Origin of the sequence: Mucilaginibacter kameinonensis, assembly GCF_003675385.1 — a bacterium.
Taxonomy (GTDB): Bacteria; Bacteroidota; Bacteroidia; order Sphingobacteriales; family Sphingobacteriaceae; genus Mucilaginibacter; species Mucilaginibacter kameinonensis.
On sequence record NZ_RCWZ01000001.1, the window covers coordinates 1,336,837 to 1,350,775 of the forward strand.

Here is a 13,939-nt window from a genome sequence, read left to right on the forward strand (position 1 = left end):
ACACTATCCAAAAACAACTTACAAACGTTTATTTAATAATTCTTGCTACCTTAAAGGCGATTATTTAACCTCTTATGAAATCAACCAGAAGAAAATTTATAACCACAACAGCGGCACTGGCAGTCGGAACAGTTACCGCGTCGGCAATATCACTGAAAGAGCAAAGAGAAGAGTGGCCAATAGTTCACCACGTATTTTTCTGGCTTAAAAACCCAGGATCGGTTGAAGACCGTGATAAACTGGTGGCAGGTGTAAAAACCCTTGCTAAAATTGAAACCGTACGCAAGCTACGTGTTGGCATTGTGGCCAGTACCGAAAAACGCGATGTGGTTGATAATTCATGGGCGGTATCCGAACTGATGTTTTTCAGCGACCTGGCCGGGCAGGCGACTTATCAAACCCACCCTATCCACCTGGAGTTTATCAAAAACTGCAGTCACCTTTGGGAAAAGGTAATTGTTTATGATGCGATGGATGTTTAACCTTAACAAATTCTTCGGTGGTAAATCTATCACAGACAAAAAAGATAATTTGCAATCCGCATCTTACGAGGAAACGCCGCACGCTAAAGCTGTACAAGAAGCCTTGCATCATCCTAACGGTTGGGTTTACGAGATAGATGCGGCTTTTGAAAACGAAATTGAAGTACCACCTCAGGCTATAAAAGGAGCATGGAAAGTGAATTCAGAAGGCATTATTGAAGGCAAGTTCATTCCGAATCCAAATTATCACGGGTAACGTTTCTAACAAAAGCTTAATCAAGTTACTGCAAACCAATCATTAATGTTGGAGTTAACTAATACAGTTAACCAAAACATTAAATGACATGAAAGTTAAACACCTGGCAATTTGCATCGCTATTTCAAGCTTCACATTACATTTAAGCGCCGCCGTTAATCCAAAAAACGGAGGCGCCAATCACAAATCAACCACCGCTGCCCCTGTCGTTGAAGGATGGTACTTCAGGGCGGTAAGCGGTTATCCTGCCGCCATAGGCTTTGAACCTGTTGTATTATTTAAAAACGGCGAATATTTTGATATAGGCGATGAACCTCTTGAAACGCTGGATGTAGCAGCATCCAAAAGCAGTCGCCCAAAGGCTTGGGGAACCTGGAAAAAAAACGGTGCAACATTCCTTCTCATCAACAACGAGGGTAAAAGCCACGATTACAAATTAGGTGCAGGCAACTGGTTCCCGGCATATGCCTACACAGGCGCCGTTAAACTAAAAAAGGGCTATGAAAAAGTAAGCGGCGGCGATTATGGCAATGGTACCAACGCACTCGTGATAAAAAAGATAAGCTTTATTGACGATACCCATTTTGCCGAAGGATCAAATGGCGGCGTTATGACGCCGGGTGCTACTGCCTGGAAAAAAACAGGATTTAAAGGCGGTACCTATAAAGTTTACGGTAATACAATCGAACTCAATTACGGTAGCAAGGTGATCAAAAAATCATTCGCCTTTGGGGCTACAGGTTCACCCGCGCACCCCACCAATACTATGATATTTATTGGAGGAGATGCTTATACCGATACAGAGTAAAAGAAGAAAATCTTTGTAAATAAAAAAAGCCGATTATTCGGCTTTTTTTGTGGCTTTTTTAGCTTTTGCTTTTGGAGCAGCTGGTTCGGCTTCCGGTTCAGTAGTTACTGTTTCGGCAACCGGCTCTTCTGCAACCGGGGCTGGCGCCTGGATTGGATCGGCCTCTTCAAAAATTGGAAGCGGTTTTAATATCTGGAACCAGGCTATTACCTTTTTAATATCAGATGAGTAAACTTTCTCTTCATCATGATCTGGTGCTACTTCGTAAAAGAAGGTACGCAATGCTTTGCCATCGGCTTTAACATCAGGTACGTTTGATGCTGATTTCATGCGCTCAAGTACATCAGTTAACCTGATATCATCTTCAACGCCAAAAATAGTGATCTCGCTTAAAGCAGCTAATTTAGCTGTAGAAAGGTTGGCTATCAGCTTTGTTTTTTGCGCGTCTAAACTTTCCAGCACATAACCGGTTTTGTTTTGCGCCAAAGCTTTCCATAAACCTGGTTTTCCTGATACTGATACAATTCCCTGTAAATTCATATATTTTTTGTTAGTCGGATTGACGAAGCGGATGATTTACCTTAATAACAGCTAAATCATCCGCCCTGTCAACTATTCACTTAGTCCTCTATAACTTCGATGGTTAAAATCTTATCTCCCTGGCGAATAGCGTCAACTACCTCAACGTTTTCAATTACTTTACCAAAAACGGTGTGGTTACGGTCAAGGTGAGCAGTGTTATCACGGCTGTGGCAAATGAAAAACTGCGAACCGCCTGTGTTGCGGCCGGCATGAGCCATTGAAAGCACACCACGGTCATGGTATTGGTTGTTGCCGGTAAGCTCGCAATCAATTTTGTAGCCAGGACCACCTGCACCGGTACCGGTTGGGTCGCCACCCTGAATCACAAAATTAGGGATAACACGGTGGAAGATCACGTTATCATAAAAGTTTGATTTTGCTAATTTTTTAAAGTTAGCAACGGTATTAGGGGCATCCTGATCGTAAAATTCTACGGTCATGTCGCCTTTTTCGGTTTTGATTATTGCTTTGCTCATTTTTTTGTTTTTTTAGAAAACAGTTGGCAAAGGTAATAAAATTGAGGATTAAAGAAAAAGGTTAAAACTGAAAGGTTAAAGGCGAAAGGTTAATGAAATTAAGGCTATTGCATGTACCTGTGGCCAGTAGCTAATTCCCCGTAGGGGATACCTGTTTGTAGCAAATAAATTATTAGTAGTTTGTGCACCGTTAGGTGCTCCCCCCCTTTATAACGCGCATATTGGGTAGCACCTAACGGCGCAAATGATTCTTAAATATAATGTCCTACAAACAGGTAGCGCCTACGGCGCATTACAGGTGATACTCCATAACTTATCAGGGCGTAAACATCATGCAAAAGGTTTTCTCTTTGGGCGAATAGGTAGCGCCTACGGCGCATGCATGGGTGATGCCTCGTAACTTACCAGGGCGTAAACGTCATGGAAAAGATCTTTTCTTTGGGCGAATACGTGATCTCTCCCTTCCGTTTTGAATCAAACATCCTGATCTGCGAAATGGGCTTTTTATAATCCTTCCCTAATTCGGCCAATTGGGCAAAAAACCAGTCGAGCCCTTCCTGATCGCCAAATGTATTGGCAAACCAGGCCAGTTTCTGCAGCTCGACGAGGTTTACTTTTTCATCAGCAGTAAAAACGTAAGTCCACTTAGCTATCATCAGCTCATCGGGCTTGCCAATTAATTGTGCCTGGCTCCCGTTGGCATCAATAGCAACATAATTAGGTAGCAAACTAATATCCGTATCGCGTTTAAAAACAAGACTGCTATCTGCCTGTGTAAGCTTTTTAATTAACACATCGCGGTTAAGGCGCATTCCAGGATTGCCGCTTTGGGCATGTACAGATAAGCAGGAGATCGACACGACAACTGCAAGGAAAAAATTTCTGATAATAACAGATAAACTCATTTAAGGCCAGGGTTAATGCCGCTATAAAACTAAAACAACATAGCCGATGCCCGAAGTCCTGATGTGTTAAAAATGGTTAAAATACATTAGCCGTTTATTCGTTACATTTGATAACCCGGCAATAATAAATCAACAAGGATTGTGAATAAATCATCAGGCAATAACTTTTTAGCTCTTACATTACGTCTTTTACTTGTAAAGCTGAAATTCCTTTTACCTTTCGCCTTTTACCTTTTACCTTTTACTGCAAAAGCCGCATCTATATTGATCCCGATGGATGATGAGCAAAAAGACCACCTCAAATCATACGGAATAGCCTTTTGGGTACTCAAAAACGGCGAGGAAGTTGATTGGCTGCTCAATTACCGTGGCGGAAGCTTCATGATGAAATACGGGCCGAAGGTTGAGGAAGAGTGTAAGATCCGCGGGGTAAGCTATGAAGTTATTGCCGATGCCAAAGCCAATGAAATTATAACCGAGGTAAGCGATCCATCGGTAAATATGGACCTGGTTAAACTGGAGAAAGCACCGCGAATGGCGGTCTATTCGCCTAAAAACAAACTGCCCTGGGATGATGCCGTTACCCTGGTTTTGAAATACGCCGAAATTCCGTACGACCTGGTTTACGACGAAGAAGTGATCCACGGCGAACTGCCCAAGTACGACTGGCTGCACCTGCACCATGAAGATTTTACCGGCCAGTACAGTAAGTTTTACGGGGCCTTCCGTTACGCGCAATGGTACACCGACGATATCAAGATCCAGGAGGCCATGGCCCATAAACTGGGCTTCAGCAAAGTATCAAAAATGAAACTGGCTGTAGCGCAAAATATCCGCGACTTTTGCGCAGGCGGCGGTTTCCTGTTTGCCATGTGCTCAGGTACCGATACTTTTGATATCGCCCTGTCTGCCGCAAATACCGATATCTGCGAACGTATGTTTGACGGTGATGCCGCCGATCAGGACGCACAATCTAAACTCGATTTTAGTCAGACTTTCGCTTTTCAGAATTTCACGCTGGATATGAACCCCATTTCGCATTCATTCAGCAATATTGATGTTACCACCACCCGCCAGGTCGACCGTACACGTGATTTCTTTACATTGTTTGATTTTTCGGCCAAGTGGGATGTGGTGCCCAGCATGCTTACACAAGATCACGACAAAGTAATTAAAGGCTTTATGGGCTTAACCACGGCCTACAACAAAAGCATGCTTAAGCCCGGCGTTACCATCATGGGCGAAATGAAAACTGCCAACGAAGCCCGCTACATCCACGGCGAATACGGCAAAGGCCAATGGACATTTTACGGCGGTCACGACCCTGAAGATTACCAGCACGCCGTAAACGACCCACCGACAGATTTGAAGCTCCATCCCAATTCGCCGGGCTACAGGCTGATCTTAAACAATGTGCTTTTCCCGGCTGCAAAGAAGAAAAAACAGAAAACGTGATTTTTTAAGCTCATTCCTAAAAATATGTCATTGCGAGCGAAAGCGTGGCAATCGCACGGAAGCATAGCCGCTCTGTATAGCATGCGATTGCTTCGTCGTTCCTCCTCGCAATGACATAGCTTTTTACACTCGCGCTCGTTTGTATACTATAACGGCCTCAAACAAAAAATCCCGGCCAGACAATGACCGGGATTTTCAAATATTAAAAAGCTTTTCGCTTTCGGCTTTAAGTCTTAAGCTAACTTAGCCAATTCTTCAGCCATGGCAGCACCAATTTCAGCTGGCGACTCAACTACGCGGATACCGCACTCGGCCATGATCTTCATTTTAGCAGCAGCAGTATCATCAGCACCACCTACGATAGCACCTGCGTGGCCCATACGGCGGCCCGGAGGCGCTGTTTGACCCGCGATGAAACCAACAACCGGTTTAGTACCGTTTGCTTTGATCCAGCGGGCAGCATCAGCTTCCATGTTACCGCCAATTTCGCCAATCATGATGATACCATGAGTATCAGGGTCGTTCATTAATAATTCAACAGCTTCTTTGGTTGGTGTACCAATGATAGGGTCGCCACCGATACCGATAGCTGTAGTGATACCCAAACCGGCTTTAACCACCTGGTCAACCGCTTCGTAAGTTAAAGTACCTGATTTTGAAACCACACCAACGTTACCTTTTTTGAAGATAAAGCCTGGCATGATACCAATTTTGCTTTCATCAGCAGTGATGATACCCGGGCAGTTAGGGCCAATCAGGCGAGCATCCTTATCTGATAAATATTCTTTAACCGCAATCATATCCTTTGTAGGGATACCTTCGGTAATACAAACAATAACCTTAATGCCGGCTTCGGCAGCTTCCATAATGGCATCAGCGCCAAAAGCAGGAGGTACAAAAATGATGGATACATCAGCACCGGTTGCAACTACAGCATCTTTAACTGTGTTAAATACCGGCCTGTCTAAATGGCTTTGGCCACCTTTACCTGGTGTAACACCACCAACTAACTGAGTTCCGTAAGCAATCATTTGCTCGGCATGGTATGAACCCTCTTTACCGGTGAAACCTTGTACAATAACTTTTGAATCTTTATTTACGAGTACACTCATTGGTTTTTTCGTTTTAGTACGGCAAAGCTAAAGTTTTTGCCCGAATGTCAAACCTTATTGTAATCTAAATTTATATGTTAACACAAAAGTGACTTTGGGGGGACTGGAACTATGATTCGTCGGCCCTTGGATGTTTTAAAATTCAATGTATCTGTAGATAAAAACTGCAAACGGCCTACTCTAAATTGCCAACATCATAAATATGGGCGTTCCCGTCAGCTGACGGCAACGCCCACATTTAATGATGTTGCTCAAAAGACACCTCTCGCATGTTTCCAACGCTTCTGCAAAAGCTTGCTACTCCCTTTTTTAGGCACAGGCCACCATTGTTCTGCCCACTTTCACCCGAAGCTTATGTTGACGAAACATTTCTTTTACCTTGTCTTGGAGTGTATAGGAGCAACCTTAAATGATAGAATATATTTTTTTATATAAATCACGTAATATTTACGCGGGATAGGTGTTAATTGTTTGTCATTTGCTATTATTGACAATCGATTACAATGTGTGATCTGTACACATTTAACTATACCTATTTTATGCGTAAATTATTTACTTTATTACTACTTATTATTGCCTTTTCGGCCCGGAGCCAAACCACAGGCGATTATTCAGGCACCGTTACCGATAACAAAAACCAACCCATTGCGGGTGCGTCGGTGTACCTGCTCAATACCAACTACCAAACCAGCGCCGACAGGAACGGGAAGTTTATTTTAAAAAATATTACTACCGGGAAATATACCCTGCATATCAGCGCTATTGGTTACGCGGCTAAAAATGTACCTGTAAATATGATCGGCACCAGTCGCCCGATAACAATTCAGTTGAATGATGCCAGCAACCAGTTGGATGAGGTTACGGTATCGGCACAAAAAACAGAAGAACAGGCTCAGCGTGTACCGTTCAGTATTTCAACGCTATCGGCTAAACAAATACAGGATTACAGACTTTGGGATTTGAAAGACCTTACCGCTATTGTGCCTAACTTAAACTCAGGGGCTCCCGGCGATGGCCGTACAGTAACGGGTATCCGTGGTATTGTTACCACATCATACGACCCGGCTGTGGCAACTTATGTTGATGGTGTAAACCAGTATGGGCTGGACACCTATATCCCTCAGTTATTGGATGTAGATAGGATAGAGGTTTTGCGTGGACCGCAGGGAACTTTGTACGGGCGTAACGCTACAGGTGGTGTAATCAATGTGATCACAAAACAGCCATCAAATACATTCAGTGGTTTTGCAGGCGTTGATGTTGGTAATTACAATCAGCAACGTTATACTTTAGGTATCAAGGCACCGCTGGTGAAAGATAAATTGTATTTAGGCGTGGCCGGAATTTATTCTGGTTTTAACGGTTTTTATACCAACACGTTTAATAATACACATTTTGATAAGCAGCATTACTTTTTGGGCAACTATTACCTGAAGTTTTTGGCTACCTCAAAGCTTGCTTTCACGCTGAATGTTAAAAACTATAACAACCGCAATAATGGCGCGTTCACTTTGGCCGGTTCGCCCGACGAGGCTTTGAGCCACCCGTTTGAAGTTAACCAGAACGCCACAACCAAAATGGTTGATAATACTTTCCAATCATCATTAACGGCTAACTACAGCGGCAATGATTTTAACTTTACTTCGCAAACGTCTTACCAGGTAAACAACCGTTACTATACCACACCTATTGATGGCGACTTTTCTCCTATCGACGCGGTATCTATCGTAAATAACTACGGTGGTAAATGGAATAAGGTAAAAACTACCATCCAGGAGTTTCGCTTTACTTCTCCGGCTTCTTCGACTTCAAAATTGAAATGGGCTGCCGGTACTTATGGCTTTTATCACTACGCGCCAAACAGGCAGGGCACCTACTTTGGTGATGATGCCGGAGCTGTTGGTTCGCCAATGACGGATTTTACCAGCATCAACACCAATACCGACCGTAATTATGGTTTAGCTGTTTACGGTCAGGCTACTTATGCCGTAAGTGAGCAGTTTGATATTACTGCTGGTTTGCGTTATGATTATGAACACAAAAAAGAAAGCGTAATGGGCGAATTCCTGCCAAATGGCGGCGAGTCGGTTGTTACCCGTTCAGATACATCGTCAACTGCGCATTATAAAGCCTTTACGCCAAAGGTGAGTTTGGCTTACCATGTATCGGCTCATAATAATCTGTTTGCTACTTACAGCCGTGGCTTCCGCGCCGGTGGCATTACGGAGTTAGGTTCTGATCCTTCATCACCACCGCTTTATTCTTTCAAACCTGAATACAGCAATAATTTTGAAGTGGGTTCAAAAAACGACTTTTTAGATAACCGTCTGCGTGTAAACGTTACCGCGTTTTATACCCGTATTACCGATGCACAGGTGCCAACACTGATATTGCCCGATGCTATTACCATCACCAAAAACGCGGGTAAATTAAGAAGCAAAGGTATCGAGGCCGAAATTAACGCCACTCCAATTAAAGGACTTGAATTTGATTACAACTTCGGTTACACCCACGCCCGTTATACTACACTGGTAGTAGGCAACAACGGCGAAGAAGTGAACCTGAAAGGCAATAAGCAAATTTATACCCCTAACATTACCAGTATGCTGGCATTGCAGTATGGTTATGACCTGGGTGGCCCGCTGAAAACCAAACTGATTGCCCGTGGCGAATGGCGCTACCTTGGCGACCAGTATTTTGACCTTGCCAACCAGATAGAACAAAAAGGCTACAGCAAGTTTAATGCGAGGGTAGGTGTAAGCACCAAAAGGTTCGGTCTGTTTTTCTGGGAGAGTAACATCGACAATAAAAAATACATTGACTATGCCTATGATTTTGGCGCTACTCACTTAGGTAACCCACGTACCTATGGTGTATCGTTGAATACTACATTTTAATTTTTATTGCGTCTGCACGTTCAAACGTCCACGTTTGAATGATTGTTATTTTGAGCGTCCACGCTCCCGGTTTAGGGGTAAGCGTGGACGCTTGCTTTTTAAAAGATCGGGATGTGCGATTCCCCTCTTGAGAGGGGGAGGGGTGTGTTTCTGCTTTGATAAGCTTACCGTAGAAACACACCCCTGCTACCACTCGTTCTGTCGCGCCCCCTCTCAAGAGGGGATTTTTAAAACGCTTCTTCCAGCTATCGTGTAATATTTGGTTATTTTACCCTATGCCATCCCGGGTTTTTTTTGTTAATTCAGTCAAAATCTGATCGTTAATAAACTTTGATCCTCATGAAAAAGAATATCCTGCCGTTGCTCATCGCTGTTGTTAGCATTGCTATCACTTTTCCTGCGCATTCGCAGGTGATTACCAAATACGGTGATAATGTGAGTACACTTGATGGTATCATGAAAGCCTACTATGGGGTGGTCACTATTAAGAAAGGTGAAAAGGTAAGTTACGAGCGCGACAGTCTGCTGCATATTGCCAATGCCCATGTTGGCGCAGGTTATATTGATAAGCAGGGCAAACAGCAGTTTAGTTATATGACGTTGAAGGAATACCACAAACTGGCCGATCCGTCTCTGTCAAAAAATGGTTTTGATGAACGGGAGATTGCCCGCCGGGTGGAAAAATTCGGCAGCATTTACCATGTATGGAGCACCTATGAGTCGCGAAATACCGCCGAGGGGCCTGTAACTGAACGTGGTATCAACAGTATTGAACTGTTTAACGATGGCACGCGTTTCTGGATCCTGGCCTGGTTTTATGACGGCGAACGTAAGGATAACCCTATCCCGGCAGAGTATTTGAAATAGTTTTTAGTTCATGGTTGATGGTTCATGGTTCATAGATCATAGCTGCTTATAGTTGATAGTTCATGGATCATAGCGAAAGCACATATTTAAGAACCATGATCTATGAACCATCAACCATGAACAGCCATGAACAACTATCAACTATGAACACAAACAAAAAACTGCTAACTTCACCGCCCTGAAATCATATACTTTAATTATGAAATTATTAGAAGGAAAAACCGCGTTGGTTACCGGCGCGTCAAAAGGAATAGGCCGTAAGATTGCCGAAAAATTTGCCGAGCATGGCGCTAACGTAGCTTTCACCTACTTGTCGTCTGTTGAAAAAGGTCAGGCGTTGGAGCAGGAGCTGCAAAGCTTCGGCACTAAAATAAAAGGTTACCGCTCTGACGCTTCCAAATTTGATGAAGCTGATAAATTGATCACTGATATTGTTGCTGATTTTGGAACCCTTGATATTGTGGTTAACAATGCCGGTATCACTAAAGATGGCTTGTTAATGCGCATGACCGAAGAAAACTGGGACGAAGTGCTTGACGTAAACCTGAAATCGATATTCAACGTTACTAAAGCTGCCTCAAAAATCATGATGAAAAACCGTAAAGGTGTGTTCATTAACATGAGCTCGGTTGTTGGTGTGCAGGGTAATGCCGGCCAGGCTAACTATGCTGCTTCAAAAGCAGGTATCATCGGTTTCTCTAAATCGGTAGCTAAAGAGTTGGGTTCACGTAACATCCGTACTAACGTAGTTGCCCCGGGCTTTATCCGTACCGAAATGACCGAGGTGCTGGACCCCAAAGTTGTTGAAGGCTGGGCAGCTGGTATTCCGCTTAAGCGTGCCGGCGAAGTTGAAGACGTAGCTAATACCTGCGTGTTCCTTGCTTCAGACATGGCCGCTTATATCACCGGACAGGTTATCCCTGTTGATGGTGGTATGTTGTAAGATATATTTATTTCTACCACATGTCATTGCGAGGAGGAACGACGAAGCAATCTCGTAGCTATACAGGGCGGCTTTGCTTCCGTGCGGTTGCCACGCTTCGCTCGCAATGACATGGTTTTTTAAATCCTGGTAAGTTCGTCTCAATCTCAACCGACGAATAAAAACTTATTCCCCTCTTTTCACAATAATTTCGCATTTTGCAGTTAATGTTTATTGGGCCGGATGCCCCGCGCCTTTGACAATGATACTATAGCTACAAATGTTTTCACTTACATGGGGTTCTGTTTCGGGATGGTGGTTGCCTGCCGGCTTATTGCTTGGTTTGGGGTACGCCTGGCTCATGTACCGTAAACCGGTTGAACTTGGTAAAAACTTACGCTATATACTGGCTGCTATCCGCGCGGTTACCGTATTTTTCATAACAGTGCTGCTCATTTCGCCTTTAGTAAAAACGGTTAAGTATGAGCCGCAAAAACCTTTAGTACTCGTTGCCCAGGACAATTCATCATCTGTCAATACGTTTAAGCCTGTCGAGTTTAACTCGTCTGTCTTTGTTGATGATCTGGCTAAATTGAAAGAGGAGCTTGGCGATAAGTATGATGTGCAGGAGTTTAATTTTGATAAAGACCTGCATCCCGGTATTTCAAAGAGTTTTAACGGTAAACAAACCGATATCGCCGGAGCGCTGCATCAGCTTAACGACAGGTTTACAAACCAAAATATCGGCGCATTGGTATTGGCTACGGATGGTTTATATAACCAGGGGAACGATCCGCAATACGAAGCCAGGAATATTAAAACCAGCATCTACACCATAGCCCTCGGCGATACCACAGCCAAACGTGACTTACTCATCGGCAACATAAACTATAACAAGACTGCCTTTTTAGGGAACGATTTTGTGATAGAAGTGCTCGCCACAGCTTATCAAAGCAAGGGCGAAAGCATGAACCTTACGGTTACTGAAGATGGCAAACAGGTTTATACGCAAAGCATCCCGGTTACCGGAAACGATTTTAAAAAGATCGTTCCGATAAAACTGAATGCGGCAAAAAAGGGGCTCCGGAAGTTTAATATCAGCATTGCGCCCATAAAAAACGAACTCTCGACCCAAAACAATACCGAAACCATTTATGTGGAAGTGTTGGATGCCAGACAAAAAGTTTTGCTGTTGTACGATGGTCCGCACCCGGATTTAACGGTGATTAAACAGGCTATAGAAACCAATAAAAACTTTGAGGTAAAGGCGAGTTCCCTTGCCGATGCAGCTACCATTAAACCTGCCGATTACAGCCTCGTGATCCTATACCAGCTTTCGGCCGGTGAATATGCCCCGATAAAGAATTTTATAGCTAAAAGTAAAACGCCGGTTTGGTATATAGTGGGCTCGCAAAGCAACCTGCAGGCGGTTAACAGCGAACAAAATACCGTACACATAAGTGCGGGCAGGGCCGAAATCCAGGAGGTGATTCCCTTGCCTGCCAATGATTTTACAGCTTTTACACTGTCAGATTCGGCGAGGAGAAAGATTGCTGCCTTCCCGCCATTGGTAGCTCCATTTGGCAGTTATGGAACCGCGGCAGGAACTTCGGTATTATTGAAGCAAAAGATTGGCGCAGTAGCCACTACATATCCTTTACTTGCCTTTGGCGATGAAGGAGGAAGACGTATTGCTGTGCTAACCGGCGAAGGGATCTGGCGCTGGCAATTGTCCGAATTTCAAAACTATGGCAACAGGAATGCCACTGATGAACTGCTGAGCCAAACCGTACAATACTTAACAGCCAATGCCAACCGTCAGCGTTTCCGTGTTTACCCGGCACGTAATGTATTTGACGAGGGTGAAAACGTGATCCTCAACGCCGAATTGTATAATGATGCGCTTGAACTCATCAACACACCTGATGTAAAGATAGAACTGAAAAGCGCGACAGGGAAAAATTACAGCTTTCTGTTCACCCGCACCGGTCAAAGCTATCAACTGGACGCTGGGGCGCTGCCTATAGGCGAGTACACTTACAGCGCCTCAACCCAAAACGGAAAACAGGATTTTAAAGCCACTGGGCAATTCACGATAAAGACACTTAACCTCGAAGCCCGCCAAAGCGCCGCTAATCATTCACTGCTTAATAACCTGGCCAAACAAAGCGGCGGACAAATGATCAAACCCTCACAAATCAACCAGCTTGCCGATCTGATCCGCAAAAACGAAAACATTAAAACGGTAGTTTATGAGGATAAGCACTACAGCGACCTGATTGATATGAAGTGGCTGTTTGCATTAATCCTGTTGCTGTTATCAACCGAATGGTTTTTGAGGAAGCGGGAAGGAGAGGTTTAGGCTGTAATAGAGTCAGGGCATTGAGATTCAAGAGGCAGGAAAGAAAAAGAGAAGGCAAAGCGATAGACAAAAACGTGGCCAAGTGCGATTCACATGCTTGGGAGAGTAATAGCCTATAATAGGCAATAGAGGAACTTAAGGCGTGCAGGCCTTGTGCGATTCCCTCCCCTGGGAGGGTGTAGGGAGGGGTTTCACCGACAGGCTTATCTGCTTAAATGGCGTATAAACCCCTCCCTGCCACTACACATTTCCACCGCACCCCTCCCAAGGGAGGGAATTGAAAGCTTTTCAAATAGTTATAACAAACAGAAAATGGTCAAAATCATTCCATACAATCCTAAATTAAAAGCTATCGCCAGAAAGCTTCGTAAAGAAATGACTTTTGGCGAGGTGATTTTATGGAATGAATTAAAAGAGAATAAATTATTAGGCTTCGACTTTGATCGGCAGCGATGTATGGATAATTATATAGTCGATTTTTATTGCAAGGAACTAATGCTGGCAATTGAAGTAGATGGCCGATATCATAATTATGAAGAAGTATTGATCAAGGACGATGCCAAGCAAGCGAAATTAGAAAGCTTCGGTGTACGGTTTTTGAGATTTACTGAAGCGGATATGAAAGATGATTTGTCTAATGTACTGAGAGCTATCGAAGGGATGATAATAACTATTTTGAAGGACGATGATTCAATTGAGTTACCCGAAGGGTTTGATATGACATTGTTAGATTGATGTAGAAACCCCTCCCTACACCCTCCCAGGGGAGGGAATCGCGCATGCCCCAGCTTTTTAGGCTTCTCCTTTGCTAACTC

General features: G+C 43.8%; 13 protein-coding genes. 9 read left to right on the forward strand and 4 right to left on the reverse strand.

What is annotated here, in order from left to right:
* Nucleotides 1–74 precede the first annotated feature (74 nt).
* From EAH55_RS06080 to EAH55_RS06090, 3 genes are all read left to right on the forward strand, one after another.
* The gene (locus EAH55_RS06080) at nt 75–482 is read left to right on the forward strand and encodes a Dabb family protein (protein WP_121808839.1); all 408 of its coding nucleotides are present in this window, start codon (nt 75–77) and stop codon (nt 480–482) included.
* Nucleotides 475–738 carry a hypothetical protein gene (locus tag EAH55_RS06085; protein ID WP_208644798.1) on the forward strand — a complete coding sequence of 88 codons (264 nt, stop codon included), beginning with the start codon at nt 475–477 and terminating at the stop codon, nt 736–738. Before EAH55_RS06080 ends, EAH55_RS06085 begins: the two co-directional genes overlap by 8 nt.
* 88 nt (nt 739–826) lie before the next feature.
* Complete coding sequence (locus tag EAH55_RS06090; protein ID WP_121808840.1) at nt 827–1,546, forward strand: hypothetical protein; 720 nt, start codon at nt 827–829, stop codon at nt 1,544–1,546.
* Between the two features lie 33 nt (nt 1,547–1,579).
* Here the strand turns inward: EAH55_RS06090 and EAH55_RS06095 are convergent, their stop codons facing one another.
* From EAH55_RS06095 to EAH55_RS06105, 3 genes are all read right to left on the reverse strand, one after another.
* The gene (locus tag EAH55_RS06095) at nt 1,580–2,086 is read right to left on the reverse strand and encodes a DUF5606 family protein (protein ID WP_121808841.1); all 507 of its coding nucleotides are present in this window, start codon (nt 2,084–2,086) and stop codon (nt 1,580–1,582) included.
* 80 nt (nt 2,087–2,166) lie between these two features.
* Nucleotides 2,167–2,604, reverse strand: coding sequence for a peptidylprolyl isomerase (locus tag EAH55_RS06100; RefSeq protein WP_112575798.1), 438 nt, complete (start codon nt 2,602–2,604; stop codon nt 2,167–2,169).
* A gap of 401 nt (nt 2,605–3,005) precedes the next feature.
* Nucleotides 3,006–3,509: a hypothetical protein gene (locus EAH55_RS06105; RefSeq protein ID WP_121808842.1), complete on the reverse strand. Its 504-nt coding sequence runs from the start codon at nt 3,507–3,509 to the stop codon at nt 3,006–3,008.
* A gap of 273 nt (nt 3,510–3,782) precedes the next feature.
* Between EAH55_RS06105 and EAH55_RS06110 the strand changes: the two genes are divergently transcribed.
* A complete protein-coding gene (locus EAH55_RS06110) occupies nt 3,783–4,964 on the forward strand; it encodes an asparagine synthetase B (RefSeq protein WP_121809047.1) in 1,182 nt (393 codons plus the stop codon).
* A 233-nt stretch (nt 4,965–5,197) separates the two neighbouring features.
* Here the strand turns inward: EAH55_RS06110 and sucD are convergent, their stop codons facing one another.
* The gene (sucD, locus tag EAH55_RS06115) at nt 5,198–6,076 is read right to left on the reverse strand and encodes a succinate--CoA ligase subunit alpha (protein WP_091218750.1); all 879 of its coding nucleotides are present in this window, start codon (nt 6,074–6,076) and stop codon (nt 5,198–5,200) included.
* Between the two features lie 539 nt (nt 6,077–6,615).
* Here sucD and EAH55_RS06120 point away from each other — a divergent pair.
* From EAH55_RS06120 to EAH55_RS06145, 5 genes are all read left to right on the forward strand, one after another.
* Complete coding sequence (locus EAH55_RS06120) at nt 6,616–8,973, forward strand: TonB-dependent receptor (protein ID WP_162996759.1); 2,358 nt, start codon at nt 6,616–6,618, stop codon at nt 8,971–8,973.
* A gap of 339 nt (nt 8,974–9,312) precedes the next feature.
* Nucleotides 9,313–9,840, forward strand: a complete 528-nt coding sequence (locus EAH55_RS06130; protein ID WP_121808845.1) for a hypothetical protein — start codon at nt 9,313–9,315, stop codon at nt 9,838–9,840.
* A gap of 199 nt (nt 9,841–10,039) precedes the next feature.
* Complete coding sequence (gene fabG, locus EAH55_RS06135; protein ID WP_121808846.1) at nt 10,040–10,783, forward strand: 3-oxoacyl-[acyl-carrier-protein] reductase; 744 nt, start codon at nt 10,040–10,042, stop codon at nt 10,781–10,783.
* Nucleotides 10,784–11,042: 259 nt separating this feature from the next.
* A complete protein-coding gene (locus EAH55_RS06140; protein WP_121808847.1) occupies nt 11,043–13,124 on the forward strand; it encodes a vWA domain-containing protein in 2,082 nt (693 codons plus the stop codon).
* A gap of 312 nt (nt 13,125–13,436) precedes the next feature.
* Nucleotides 13,437–13,859, forward strand: a complete 423-nt coding sequence (locus tag EAH55_RS06145) for an endonuclease domain-containing protein (protein WP_121808848.1) — start codon at nt 13,437–13,439, stop codon at nt 13,857–13,859.
* The last annotated feature ends 80 nt before the right edge of the window (nt 13,860–13,939 follow it).

Bases quoted from the DNA above. Each gene is read 5' to 3' on its own strand.
- EAH55_RS06080 (WP_121808839.1), top strand. From the start codon at position 75: ATGAAATCAACCAGAAGAAAATTTATAACCACAACAGCGGCACTGGCA.
- EAH55_RS06085 (WP_208644798.1), top strand. From the start codon at position 475: ATGTTTAACCTTAACAAATTCTTCGGTGGTAAATCTATCACAGACAAA.
- EAH55_RS06090 (WP_121808840.1), top strand. From the start codon at position 827: ATGAAAGTTAAACACCTGGCAATTTGCATCGCTATTTCAAGCTTCACA.
- EAH55_RS06095 (WP_121808841.1), bottom strand. From the start codon at position 2,086: ATGAATTTACAGGGAATTGTATCAGTATCAGGAAAACCAGGTTTATGG.
- EAH55_RS06100 (WP_112575798.1), bottom strand. From the start codon at position 2,604: ATGAGCAAAGCAATAATCAAAACCGAAAAAGGCGACATGACCGTAGAA.
- EAH55_RS06105 (WP_121808842.1), bottom strand. From the start codon at position 3,509: ATGAGTTTATCTGTTATTATCAGAAATTTTTTCCTTGCAGTTGTCGTG.
- EAH55_RS06110 (WP_121809047.1), top strand. From the start codon at position 3,783: ATGGATGATGAGCAAAAAGACCACCTCAAATCATACGGAATAGCCTTT.
- sucD (WP_091218750.1), bottom strand. From the start codon at position 6,076: ATGAGTGTACTCGTAAATAAAGATTCAAAAGTTATTGTACAAGGTTTC.
- EAH55_RS06120 (WP_162996759.1), top strand. From the start codon at position 6,616: ATGCGTAAATTATTTACTTTATTACTACTTATTATTGCCTTTTCGGCC.
- EAH55_RS06130 (WP_121808845.1), top strand. From the start codon at position 9,313: ATGAAAAAGAATATCCTGCCGTTGCTCATCGCTGTTGTTAGCATTGCT.
- fabG (WP_121808846.1), top strand. From the start codon at position 10,040: ATGAAATTATTAGAAGGAAAAACCGCGTTGGTTACCGGCGCGTCAAAA.
- EAH55_RS06140 (WP_121808847.1), top strand. From the start codon at position 11,043: ATGTTTTCACTTACATGGGGTTCTGTTTCGGGATGGTGGTTGCCTGCC.
- EAH55_RS06145 (WP_121808848.1), top strand. From the start codon at position 13,437: ATGGTCAAAATCATTCCATACAATCCTAAATTAAAAGCTATCGCCAGA.